Annotated in this window: 9 protein-coding genes and 1 pseudogene; 8 read left to right on the forward strand and 2 right to left on the reverse strand. The window is 60.8% G+C overall.

Translation table 11 applies throughout. From position 1 onward, the window contains the following. Positions 1-6: 6 nt before the first annotated feature. Positions 7-732 carry a response regulator transcription factor gene (locus tag ISF27_RS07525; protein ID WP_194610773.1) on the reverse strand — a complete coding sequence of 242 codons (726 nt, stop codon included), beginning with the start codon at positions 730-732 and terminating at the stop codon, positions 7-9. Between the two features lie 101 nt (positions 733-833). Then, a complete protein-coding gene (locus tag ISF27_RS07530) occupies positions 834-3,275 on the reverse strand; it encodes an endonuclease MutS2 (protein WP_194610775.1) in 2,442 nt (813 codons plus the stop codon). Positions 3,276-3,521: 246 nt separating this feature from the next. On the opposite strand from ISF27_RS07530, the gene ISF27_RS07535 reads away from it, so the two are divergent. The 8 genes and pseudogenes from ISF27_RS07535 to ISF27_RS07570 all read left to right on the forward strand — a co-directional run bounded on the left by ISF27_RS07535 (position 3,522) and on the right by ISF27_RS07570 (position 12,628). Next, on the forward strand, positions 3,522-4,820 hold the full coding sequence (locus ISF27_RS07535; RefSeq protein ID WP_194610777.1) for a S1C family serine protease: 1,299 nt from the start codon (positions 3,522-3,524) through the stop codon (positions 4,818-4,820). Between the two features lie 28 nt (positions 4,821-4,848). After that, positions 4,849-5,796 (forward strand): annotated as a pseudogene (locus ISF27_RS07540) (3'-5' exoribonuclease YhaM family protein); the annotation flags it as partial. Between the two features lie 494 nt (positions 5,797-6,290). Further along, a complete protein-coding gene (locus ISF27_RS07545; RefSeq protein ID WP_328701552.1) occupies positions 6,291-7,052 on the forward strand; it encodes an RluA family pseudouridine synthase in 762 nt (253 codons plus the stop codon). After that, on the forward strand, positions 7,043-7,321 hold the full coding sequence (locus ISF27_RS07550; protein WP_194610781.1) for an acylphosphatase: 279 nt from the start codon (positions 7,043-7,045) through the stop codon (positions 7,319-7,321). The genes ISF27_RS07545 and ISF27_RS07550 overlap by 10 nt, the downstream gene beginning before the upstream one ends. Before the next feature lie 60 nt (positions 7,322-7,381). Beyond that, positions 7,382-8,134, forward strand: a complete 753-nt coding sequence (locus ISF27_RS07555; protein ID WP_194610783.1) for an NUDIX hydrolase — start codon at positions 7,382-7,384, stop codon at positions 8,132-8,134. 53 nt (positions 8,135-8,187) lie between these two features. Next, positions 8,188-9,621, forward strand: a complete 1,434-nt coding sequence (proS, locus tag ISF27_RS07560; protein WP_194610785.1) for a proline--tRNA ligase — start codon at positions 8,188-8,190, stop codon at positions 9,619-9,621. Positions 9,622-9,901: 280 nt separating this feature from the next. Further along, positions 9,902-11,293 carry an RNA polymerase factor sigma-54 gene (gene rpoN / locus ISF27_RS07565; RefSeq protein ID WP_194610787.1) on the forward strand — a complete coding sequence of 464 codons (1,392 nt, stop codon included), beginning with the start codon at positions 9,902-9,904 and terminating at the stop codon, positions 11,291-11,293. 3 nt (positions 11,294-11,296) lie between these two features. Next, complete coding sequence (locus ISF27_RS07570) at positions 11,297-12,628, forward strand: CCA tRNA nucleotidyltransferase (protein WP_207727417.1); 1,332 nt, start codon at positions 11,297-11,299, stop codon at positions 12,626-12,628. The last annotated feature ends 6 nt before the right edge of the window (positions 12,629-12,634 follow it).

Genomic DNA, 12,634 nt, shown 5'->3' on the forward strand with positions numbered 1-12,634 from the left:
CTCCCGTTACTGGCGAACCTCAAACTTGTAGCCCACGCCCCAGACCGTGGTCAGAGCCCAGGTAGGATGATCCTTGATCTTTTCCCGCAGGCGTTTGATGTGGACGTCCACGGTCCGGGTATCGCCGGCGTACTCGTAGCCCCAGATGTGGTCGAGGAGCTGTTCCCGGTTGAAGACCTGGTTCGGCTGGGAGGCGAGGAAATAGAGGAGTTCCAGCTCTTTCGGCGGCATGTCCACAGAATGGCCATCATAAATCACCGAGTAGTTGGTCAGGTTGACGACAAGCCCCGGGTATTCGACATATTTTCCGGACTGCCCGGAGGTTCCGGGGAGAGAGGCTGCGGCATTAGCCGCCGCGGTTACCTGGGAGCGCCGGAGGAGCGCCTTGACCCGGGCAACCAGCTCCTTGGAGTCGAACGGCTTGATCATATAGTCGTCTGCGCCGAGCTCCAGGCCGAGCACCTTGTCAAAGACCTCGCCCTTGGCGGAGAGCATGATGATCGGCACCTGGGAGGTGGTCCGGATCGTCCGGCAGACCTGGTAGCCGTCAATGCCCGGGAGCATCAGATCCAGGAGAACCAGGTCCGGCTGGTAAATGGGAAATGCCTTGAGCGCTTCCTCCCCGTCATTCACGATCCGTGTGTCATAGAGCTCTTTCGCCAGATAGAGGGCGATCAGTTCCGCGATATTGTTGTCGTCATCCACGATCAGGATTTTCTGCTTGTCTGCCATTCCATTCACCCCAATTTTCCTGTGCGCTTACTTGAAGGTCAGGGCGGCCGCGCCGTCCCCGCGTTTACTTGAAGGCCAGGGCGGCCGCGCCGTCCCCGTGTTTACTTGAAGGTCACGACGGTCGCGCCGTTTCCGCCCTCGCCGAATTCGCCGTCCCGGAAGCTCTTCACATATTTCAGGCGGCGGAGCTCCCGGTGCACCGCGTTCCGGAGGGCGCCTGTGCCGCGCCCGTGAATCACGCGGACCTCCTCCAGGTGCGCCAGGTACGCGTCATCCAGATATTTGTCCATCGCCGGGATTGCCTCGTCCGTGGTCATTCCGATCAGGTTGACCTCCGGGGAGATGGACATCGACTTTGCCATGCCGATGCTGCCGCCGGAAGAACCGTCCCGGCTGCCGCTGCGGGAGCCGCCGCGGCTTCCCCGCTTTCCGGCGGAGAAACCGCCGGCCTTTTCGCTGTAGCCCGGGCCGGAGACCGTCTGGCTCTGGATGAGCTCGATGTCCTCGATATTGACCCGGGAGCTCAGGATTCCCATCTGGACATCCAGGTCTCCCTTACTGTTCGGGAGAGAGCTCACGGTGCCGGTCATATTCATGGACGGGATCCGCACCGTGTCCCCGAGATGGAGCTCGCCGGCGGCAACCTTCTTCTTCGGCGCTGCCTTCTTCTCCGGGATCGACTTTTCCACATGGTCAATCTTCTCGCGGAGCTTCCCGCGCGCATTTTCCAGCTCCCGGGAAATGCCGGAGTCCTGGGCGATCCGGTTGATGCTGCGGATTGTCCGGTCCGCGGTATCCTTCGCATCCCGCAGGATGTCCCGTGCTTCGGCCTTCGCGGAGGAGAGCATCTGCTCCCGCTGCTTGGCGAGGGAGGATTCCTGCTTCTCCAGGCTGTTCCGGAGCTCCACGATCTCCTTCCGGTAGCGCTCGACCTCCTCCTTCTCCTTTTCCACGATCACGCGGTTTTTCTCCAGCTCGGCGAGCACATCCTCGAACGATTCGTCCTCGGCGCTGATGCGCTTCTTCGCGTCGTCGATAATATAGTCCGGAAGGCCGAGCTTTTTGGAGATCGCGAAGGCGTTGCTCTTGCCGGGAATGCCGATGAGCAGGCGGTAGGTGGGCTGCAGGGTCTCCACGTCGAATTCGCAGCTGGCATTTTCCACGCCCTTTGTCTGCAGGGCGTAGACCTTGAGCTCGCTGTAGTGCGTGGTGGCCATGGTGCGGACCGTCATGTTGTGGAGAAACTGCAGGACGGAGATCGCGAGCGCGGCGCCCTCGGTCGGATCCGTGCCGGCGCCGAGCTCGTCGAACAGGCACAGCGAGTCGGTGTCCGCCCGGTCGAGGATTTCCACGATATTCTTCATGTGGGCGGAAAATGTGCTCAGGTTCTGCTCGATGCTCTGCTCGTCGCCGATGTCGGCGAAAACCTCCCGGAAGACAGCGAGCTCGGAGCCTTCGTCTGCCGGGATATGCAGCCCCGCCTGTCCCATCAGCGTGAACAGCCCGACGGTCTTCAGGGATACGGTCTTGCCGCCGGTGTTCGGCCCGGTGATGATCAGCAGGTCGAAATCCTTCCCCAGGTAAATGTTCGTGGGCACCACCGTTTTCGGGTCCAGAAGGGGATGGCGGCCGCTGCGGATGTTCAGATAGCGGTCGGTATTGAACTTCGGCTCGGTTCCGTGGTACGAGCGGGAGAGCTCCGCCTTGGCGAAGATGAAGTCCAGCTCCGCCAGGAGTTTTTGGTCATTCAGCAGGGTGCCGGACCAGGGAGCAATCTCCGTGGAGAGGGCGGTCAGGACATACTCGATCTCCTTCTTCTCCTTCAGCTGGAGCTCCTTATATTCGTTGTTGAGCCGGATGACGGCCATGGGCTCGATAAACAGGGTGGAGCCGGTGGCGGACTGGTCGTGCACCATCCCGGGCACCTGGGACTTGTATTCGGCGCGGACAGGGAGACAGTAACGCCCCTCGCGCATCGTGATGATCCCGTCCTGCAGCATGGCGCGGTTCCGGTTCAGGATTTCATTGAGCTGGGAGTGGACCTTCCCGTCGATCTGGCGCATTTCCCGGCGAACCTTGGCAAGGCCGGGGCTCGCCTCGTCGGCGACCGTGTCCTCGTCCAGGATGCAGCGGCGGATTTCCTCCGCCAGCGGTTCAATGGGGTCAAGCTCCCGGAACATGGCATCCAGGGAGTCGTCCGGGATTTCCTTGGATTTCTCCCTGGCGCCGTAAGCCCTTGCGCGCCTCGCGACATTGAGGACAGAGCCCACGTTCAGGATCTCCACGATGCCGAGGGAGCCGCCGATCTCCAGCCGCTTCATCGAGGCGGTCAGGTCTTTCAGGCCGGAGAAGGAGAGCGTCCCCTTCATCCGCACCCTGTCCAGGGCATCGGAGGTGTTCGCCTGGTCGCGGCGGATGGTGTCGGGATCCACCGAGGGACGCAGGTTCCGGCAGGCCTTTCTTCCCGGGTCGGTGGTGGCAAATGCCGCGAGCCGGTCGATGATTTTTGTATATTCCAGGGTACGAAGTACTTTTTCGTTCATATTTTCTCCAAAATTCTGTCTTATGATAAAACAGGCAATGCCCGAAGCCCCGTAAGGAGCCGCTTCTATTATAGAGGAAGAAAAGGTTACTGTTCAACCCCCACATCTCGCGAAGCAAAGGGGGTTCCGATCGCCTGCGGCGCTTTGCCGCCTGCTGGGGGCGGGCTTGCATAAAGAGAGCTCGGAAAGTATAATATTCTTTCAGGCATATCATGACTTTTGAACATCGATCAGGAGAACATGGATATGAGTGATCAGAAACAGGAGGACACGCGGGAATTTATCCGGGAGAAGATCGTCCGGCCCCCGCTGACCAGAAGGCAGGTTGCCTGCCATGCCGCGTTTTTTGTCTGTTCCGCGGCGGTTTTCGGCGCCGTGGCGGCAGCGGCATTCGCCGCCGTAAGGCCAGTCGCGGAGCGGCGTTTCTCCGGACAGGCGGAGGAGAGTACCTCCATCGAGTTTGCCGCGGAGGAGACCGATGCCGCCATTTCCCCGGAGGAGAGCCGGGCGGAGGAGACCCAGGAAGCCCAGGTGGAGGCGGAGAAGATTGATGAGGCGGTCAGCCGGGCAATCTCGGACTACACGTTCTCGGCCGCGGATATCGGCAATCTGAACCATGCCCTGTCCGCCGTGGCGGACGGGCTCGACCGTTCGATCGTTACGGTCACCACCGGCGTCCAGCAGACGGATGTCTTCGGCAATGCGGTGGAATCCACCGGGTCGGCGGCGGGATTTGTGATCGCGAAGACGGACAGCGATGCCCTGATCCTGACCTCTGCCCGCTCCGTCCTCGGGGTGGGCAATGTGCAGGTCCAGCTGAAGGACGGCACGAAGACGGAGACCCAGGTGCGCCAAAATGACAGCGTGCTCGGCCTCACGGTGCTGAGTGTCCCGCTGTCGTCACTCTCGGAGAATCAGAACAAAGATCTGGCGGTGATGCCGCTCGGGAGCTCCTACTCGGTGAGCCGGGGCGATCTCCTGGTCGGGGTCGGGGCGCCGGCGGGAAGAACCTGGTCGGTCACCACCGGAAGCGTCGCGATGTCGGATTCCGGCGTCAGCATGCCGGATTTCTCGGGGGTGGTCCTTTACACCGACTGCGGGAGCAGCAGCGCGGGAACCTATTTTGTCAATATGGCCGGCGAACTGATCGGCTGGGCGGACGAGAGCCTGGAAAAGAGCGGGGGGATGACCCCGATCATGGCCATTTCCCCGGTCAAGAAAACCCTCGAGAAGCTGACCAACGGCCAGGAGATCCCCTATTTCGGGGTACGTATGCAGGATGTGACCACGGAGATGAAGAATTCCGGGATCCCGGCGGGCGTCTACGTCGCGGAGGCGGTGGCGGAGAGCCCCGCCTATGCTTCCGGCATACAGAATGGCGACATTATCGTAAAATACGGGGGAGAACCGGTAACCACGGCGTCCGGCCTCCAGGATCAGATCACGGGGAGCCAGCCGGGGACGGCGGTTCCGGTGACGGTCATGCGCGCCGGGAGAAACGGCTATGAGCCCGTCTCCTTCTCCGTGGAGATCCGGAAACGATGAGAAACAGCAAGGACAGGAAGGAAACCAAATGAGATATATTGGACAGTTTACCGAGGGATGCCATGTGGCGGACGTCTACCTCTGCAAGCACAAGCAGTCGGCGATGACCCGCAACGGCAAGGAGTATGTCAATGTCACCCTCCAGGACAAGAGCGGGACGGTGGATTCCAAGATCTGGGATGTCAGCTCCCCGGGCATTATGGATTTCGACGCGCTCGACTATGTCGCTGTCGAGGGCGAGGTGATCACCTACAACGGCAATCTCCAGCTGAATATCCGGCGGATCCGCCGCGCGGACGAGCGGGAGTACAAGCCGGAGGATTATCTCCCGGTCAGCTCGAAGAACCTGAAATCAATGTACCAGGAGATCAAGACCCTGATTGATTCCATCAGCGAGCCGCATTTGAAGAAGCTCTGTGAGAGCTACTACGTGGACGACAAGACATTTCTCCGGAATTTCTGCTACCACTCCGCGGCGAAGAGCGTCCACCACGGTTTTGTCGGCGGCCTGATGGAGCACACGCTCGGCGTCATGAAGCTGTGTGAGTATTTTTCTTCCCAATATCCCCTGATCAACCGGGATCTTCTGCTGACCGCGGCCCTGTTCCACGATATCGGCAAGACCGTGGAGCTCTCGGATTTTCCGGAAAATGACTACACCGACGCGGGCCAGCTTCTTGGCCATATCGTGATCGGCGCGCAGATGGTTCATGACCGGATCCGCGAGATTGACGGCTTCCCGGAGAAGCTGGGACGGGAGCTCGAGCACTGCATCCTTGCCCATCACGGCGAGCTGGAGTACGGCTCCCCGAAGAAGCCGGCGCTTCTCGAGGCTCTCGCGCTCAACCTCGCGGACAATGCGGACGCGAAGCTGGAGACGATGACCGAGGCGCTGAATGGCGGCGGTGCCGGAACCGGACAGGAGGGCTGGCTCGGCTTCAACCGTTTCCTGGACTCCAATATCCGGCGGACGACGGGCAATGAGTACGCGCCGAAGGGGCAGCAGGGCGCTCCGGATGCTGCCGCCCAGGGGAAAGACAGCACGCCGAAGAACAGCCAGAAACCAGCGCCCCGCCGCCGTCCGGAGGGTGACCATTTCGGCAACCGGATCGTGATCCCGGGATTTGAGGGAAATTCCTGACCGCCCGAGGACATTAAGAAGTAATGAAATTGAGCGCCCGGGAACATCAGGGGACGACGGAATTGAGCAGCCCGGGGACATCAGGGATCAAAGGATAGGAAAAGGCAGCCTGCGCGGAAGGACAGGCTGCCTTTTTGTCCCTGTTCAGCACGTGCGGGGTGATCCTCGATTGCATTTCCCGGAGCCGGGCTGCGTCCTGTACGAAAAACGGGATCAGGTGCAGGTACTTTTGGGCTGAGCCGGACCAAGGCTGCCCTGCCATTGCGGCAGGGCATTTTTTCGTGTAGAGTAGTAAGCAGCAATGGGGTAAATCCGGCCAGGAGGGAATTGTGGAGAAGCTGAAAATCTATGCGGAGGATGCGGACATCCTCGTGGTGTATAAGCCGGCGGGCGTGGACGCCCAGGAGAGCCGCGGCCTCGGCGCGGACATGGTGAGCCTATTGAAAAATCATCTGGCGGAGGAAGCCCGCGGTGCCGGAGGAAAGTTATCCACAAAATCCTCCACAGCGGGTGCACCTCCGTATCTGGCAGTTATCCACCGCCTGGACCGCCAGGTTGCCGGCATCATGGTCTACGCGAAGAACCGGAAGGCTGCGGCGGCGCTCTCTGCCGGGCTTTCCGGGGACAGCGCGGGGAAAATCTACCTCGCGGTCCTCTGTGGAAAACCTGTGGATAACTCCGGGGAGCTGGTGGATTTCCTGGTGAAAGACGGGAGGGCAAATCTCACCCGCGCGGTGGATAAAGACACCCCGGGGGCGAAGAAGGCGGTTCTCCGGTTTGAGGTGCTCGGCAGCATCCCGGATCCGGATTCCGGCGTGCTCACCCTTGTCCGGGTTCACCTCGTCACCGGGCGCCATCACCAGATCCGGGTCCAGTTTGCCTCACGCGGGCTTCCTCTCTACGGGGATCCCAAGTACAACCCCGCCTTCCGGGAAAGACGGGGGATCAATCCGGCCCTCTGTGCCGTAGAGCTCACCTTCCGGCATCCCCGGGACGGACGGCAGAGGACATATTCCGCCCGGGCGGAGGGGGAGGCCTTCGACCGCTTCCGGGCGGCAGGAATCCTTAAAGAAAGCGGGGAATGCGGATGATTCGCGAGCATATCTATTTCAGCGGCATGGTGCAGGGCGTCGGTTTCCGCTACCGGGCGAAGTACGCGGCGCGGGATCTGGGGCTGACCGGCTGGGTCACCAACTGCTGGGACGGGCGTGTCGAGATGGAGGTGCAGGGGGAGGAGGAAAATATCCGCCACCTGATCACTGTTCTGGAAAAAGGGACATTTATCCATATCACAAGGGTGGAGCAGAAGAAGATCCCCACCGTCCCGGAAGAGACGGGCTTCCGCGTGGAGGGATACTGAACAGCGGAATATCGGGATATGCCCGGCGCGAATCACCGGATCGGCAGTCATTTTCTGCCGATGGGAGAATTGCGGGAGGCGTCCGGCGCGGAGCCGGTTTGCGGGAAAGGAGCGGGAAAAGCCATGAATAGAGACCTTGTCAGCCGGATGAAGAAAAAGTGGGAGGATCAGCCGTTCCGGCGCATTCCCACTTCGGGAAAGAATGGCGCCGCGGTGATGCTCTGCCTGATTCCCCGCGAGGGGGAATACCGCATTCTCTTCGAGGTTCGGGCGATGGATCTTGACCGGCAGCCCGGGGAGATCTGCTTCCCCGGCGGCGCCATCGAGGACGGGGAGACGCCCCTCATGGCGGCAGTCCGGGAGGCGACAGAGGAGCTCAGGATCACGGAGGGGGAGATCAGCGTGATCGCGCCCCTCTTTGAGATCGAGAGCCCCGGCGGAGGAAATGTCTGGTGCTTCCTCGCGGAGCTCCCGGAGTATGCGGGGACATTTTCCAGGGACGAGGTCGACCATGTGCTGGAAGTGCCGCTCGGCTGGTTCTTTGCCCACCCGGCGAGGCAGGCCGAGACCTTCCTGGTTACCGAGCCGGGAAATGATTACCCCTTTGAGCTCATCCCCGGCGGGCGGAATTACCCGTTCCGGCGGACGAGGCGCATCGGCTATTTCTACGATCTCGCCGAATTCGGGGAGAAGACCTCCCTCTGGGGGATGACCGCCATGCTGGTGCACGCCTTCCTGGTCAGGCTCCGGAGGGACTTCCCGGAATATGCGGAAAATGCCGGTTTCATTGACAAAAACGGCAGTGCAGAGTAAACTCGAACTATTGCAGACAATGCTGAATTTATATAAAGTTAAAGGAGTCTGAGATGGCAAAGGATAAGAAACTCGTGGAAGAGATCACTTCCATGGAGGACGATTTTGCACAGTGGTATACCGACGTCGTCCGCAAGGCGGAGCTGATCGAGTACACCAGCGTCAAGGGATTTATGGCAATCAAGCCTTACGGCTACGCGATCTGGGAGAATATCCAGCGCGAGCTTGACCGCCGCTTCAAGGAGACCGGGGTGGAGAATGTCTACATGCCGCTCCTGATCCCGGAGAGCCTTCTCCAGAAGGAGAAGGATCACGTCGAGGGATTTGCCCCGGAGGTTGCCTGGGTGACCCAGGGAGGGCTTGAGCCGCTGCCGGAGCGCATGTGCATCCGTCCGACGTCGGAGACGCTGTTCTGCGATTTCTATAAGAAGGATGTCCACTCCTACCGGGATCTGCCGAAGGTGTACAACCAGTGGTGCTCTGTCGTCCGCTGGGAGAAGACCACGCGGCCGTTCCTGCGCTCCCGCGAGTTCCTGTGGCAGGAAGGCCACACGGCACACGCGACCTTTGAGGATGCCGAGGCGCGCACACAGCAGATGCTCAATCTCTATGCGGATTTTGCCGAGCAGTTCCTGGCGATCCCCGTTGTCCGCGGACAGAAGACAGACAAGGAAAAATTCGCCGGCGCTGAGGCGACCTACACCATCGAGGCACTCATGCACGACGGCAAGGCCCTGCAGTGCGGCACCAGCCACAACTTCGGCGACGGCTTCGCGAAGGCCTTTGGCGTCCAGTATGTGGATAAGGACAATACCATCAAATATGTGAACCAGACCTCCTGGGGCATGACCACCCGGATGATCGGCGCCATCATCATGGTGCACGGCGACGACGACGGCCTGATTCTCCCGCCGAAGGCCGCTCCGGTTCAGGTGGAGATCGTTCCGATCCAGATGGCCAAGCCGGGCGTCATGGAAGCCGCGGCGAAGATCCAGTCGCTCCTCGCCGGTTACCGGGTGAAGACAGATGATTCCGATCGCACGCCGGGATATAAGTTCGCCGACTGCGAGATGCGCGGCATCCCGCTGAGAGTTGAGATCGGACCGAGAGATGTTGCCGCCGGACAGGCTGTCCTTGTCCGCCGCGATACCCATGAGAAAGTCACGGTGGCTATGGATGAGCTTGCTGCCAAGGTCGGCGGGATGCTGGATCAGATCCAGAAGGATCTCTTTGAGCGCGCCCTGGCCCGCCAGAGGGCGATGACCTTTGACGCCCACAGCCTCGAGGAGCTGAAGGATATTGCCGACAACAAGCCGGGCTTCATCCGCGCGATGTGGTGCGGCTGCCGCGAGTGCGAGGACAAGCTGAAGGAATACGCCGGCGTCACCAGCCGCTGCATCCCGTTCAAGCAGGAGAGCCTCGGAGACCGGTGCGTGGTCTGCGGCAAGCCTGCGAAGAAGATGGTCTACTGGGGCAAGGCGTACTGATCGGAAGCTGCCGCGAAGCGGGCGGTATCCCCGAAATCATACCCTGAGCAAAAAATCGGGCGGTTCTACGTGCACTTCCGGTGAGCGTGGAACCGCCTTTCTGTGTCTTGACCCCACTTTTCAACCGGAGGAACCGGGGATATTTTTCAAAATATTCGCTCAAAAGCCGTCGATATCCCGTATAATAGAAATTGTTCAAGAGCGTTGATGATAGATTGTCCTGATGCCGCCGGCACTTTTCCGAAGACCGGGGCGGGATCAGGGAAAGGAGTATCGTTCTATGAGTTCTGAAACATCGCTGGGCATGAGTATGGAGATGGTTCAGAAGCAGGTTCTCTCCCCGCAGCTGATCCAGTCCGCGCGTATCCTGCAGATGAACGCGCAGGAGCTTTCCGATTACCTGAAGGAGCAGGCGCTCGAAAATCCGGTGATCGACATCCAGGAGAACCCGGCAGCGAAGGACGGGGACGACCGTATTCAGAAGTATGAATGGCTGAACAGCTTCCGCGACCGCGGCTATGTCTCCCTCGCGGACAAGGATCCCGACGATGAGGATTCCCGCGACGCCTTCAATTTCGATGTGAGCCGCGGCGAAAGCCTGGAGGAATATCTGCACGCGCAGCTGATCACCGGGGATTTCACCGACAGGGAGCAGGAGATCCTCCGGTTTATGATCGGGAGCCTGAACTCGGCAGGATATTTTGTGGAAAATACAGACTTTATCGCGAAGCGGTTCGGCGTTCCCGAGACGGAAATCCTCACCATGCTGAAGGTGATCCAGGGGCTTGATCCCGCCGGGGTCGGCGCGCGAAGCCTGAAGGAGTGCCTTACGATCCAGGCGGAGAGAAACGGCTTGCTCACGGACGAGATCCGGCGGGTGATCGAGAACCATCTGGAGGATATCGCCGGGAACCGGCTTCCGGCAATCGGGAAGAGCCTCGGCATTTCCCTGGAGGAAGTGAAGAAGGCCTGTTCCGTGATCCGGCGCCTGAACCCGAAGCCGGGCAACTCTTTTTCCGACCGCCAGCAGCTTCGGTACATCACCCCGGATGTGCTGATCGTGCGCTTTCCTGACCATACGGACATCCTGCTGAACGACAGCCTCTATCCCGGGGTGGGGATCAACAGCTATTACAGCAGTCTTTTCCGGGAGAGCGATGATCCGGAGGTCAGGGGCTACCTGGAAAATAAGATCCGCCAGGCGGAGTGGATCAAGAACAGCATCGCCCGCCGGGATGAGACCCTGCTCCGGATCGCCAGACAGATTTACCTGGAACAGAAAAAATTCTTCACCGTCCCCGGGGCGCCGCTGGTGCCGCTTCGCCTTTCCGACGTGGCGGAAGCGCTGGACATTCATGAGTCCACCGTGAGCCGTGCGGTGCGGGGCAAATATCTCCAGTGCTCCCGCGGCGTCTATCCGCTGCACTATTTCTTCCCCAGCGGGGCAGCTTCCGGACACGCGCCCGGCACAGCTCCGGAAGGGCCGTCCAGCGACGCGGTCAAACAGAAAATCCGCGCGATCATCGGCGGGGAGGACAGAAAGAAACCGCTCAGCGACCAGAAAATCTGCGATCGGCTGGCTGCCGGCGGCATCTGTGTATCCCGCCGGGTGATCGCGAAATACCGGGAGGAGATGGGGATCCCTGCCGCGTCCCGGCGAAAGGAATATTAGTCTATGAAAGAACCGTGGCCTGAGAAAAAAGAAATCGTCATCCAAGTGCCGGAGCCGGTGCGGGAGATCCTGAAAAACCTGGAAAATGCCGGGTTCGAGGCATTTGCCGTCGGCGGCTGCGTCCGGGATTCCCTGCTCGGGCGGACGCCGGAGGACTGGGACATCACGACATCGGCACTGCCTGCCCAGGTGAAAGCCCTGTTCCGACGGACGGTGGACACCGGGATCCAGCATGGAACCGTGACTGTGATGATCGGGAAGACCGGCTATGAGATCACCACCTATCGGGTTGACGGGGATTACGCCGACGGGCGCCATCCGGACAGGGTGTATTTCACCCCGAGCCTCCGGGAAGACCTGAAACGGCGCGATTTCACGATCAATGCCATGGCGTACAGCCCGGCAGCAGGGCTTGTGGATGAGTTTGACGGAATCGGGGACCTGCGGCGGCGGGTGATCCGCTGTGTGGGGGATCCCCGGGAACGGTTCACGGAGGACGCACTCAGGATCCTCCGGGCAATCCGGTTTTCCGCGCAGCTCGGCTTTGCGGTCGAGGAGGAGACCGCGAAAGCACTCGCCGAGATCGCGCCGAACCTCGTCCATGTGAGCCGGGAGCGGATCCAGGTGGAGCTCACCAAAACCCTGCTCTCCGGCCATCCGGACAAAATCCTGGACGTCCACACCTCCGGGATGGACCGGTATATCGGCCCGGAATTTGCCGAGGCCTTCGCCGTCGGGGAGGAGCTCCTCCGGAGCCGCCTCTTTGCGGCGGCAGGCCTTCCCGCGGAAAAATCCCTGCGCTGGTCGGCATTTCTTGCGGGCGCCGGGGCGGAACGCGCCAGGAAGGTTCTCCGCGGGCTGAAAATGGACAATGACACGATACGGGATGTGGAGACGCTCACCGGGGGCTGGACGCTCGGCTTTCTGCCGGAGGAGGCCGGACTTTCGATGGCGTCCGAAACTGTCCGCGGAGCCGCCCCGGGCGGGGCATCAGACCCCGAGGAGGCCGTGGTCCGCCGGGAGATGAGCCGGATGAGCGATGCCCTGTTTGATCGGCTGCTCCTGCTCGGCGGGACCATTTGCCCGGAGCACCGGGACAAGGCGGAACACATCCGGCAGATGGCGGAGGAGATCCGGCGGCGGGGCGACTGCTACCGGATGAAGGACATGGCGGTCACCGGCGGCGACCTGATCCGGGCCGGGCTAAAGCCGGGCAGGAGGATGGGGGAAATCCTTGCCGCCTGCTTTGCGCTCGTCCTCCGTGACCCGGCGGCGAACGAGCGGGGAAAGCTTATGGAATATGCCTTAAATTTCCCCATTCCGTCGGAAAAATGATGTATA

Origin of the sequence: Clostridium vitabionis, from assembly GCF_015351765.1 — a bacterium.
Lineage (GTDB): Bacteria > Bacillota > Clostridia > Lachnospirales > Lachnospiraceae > Clostridium_R > Clostridium_R vitabionis.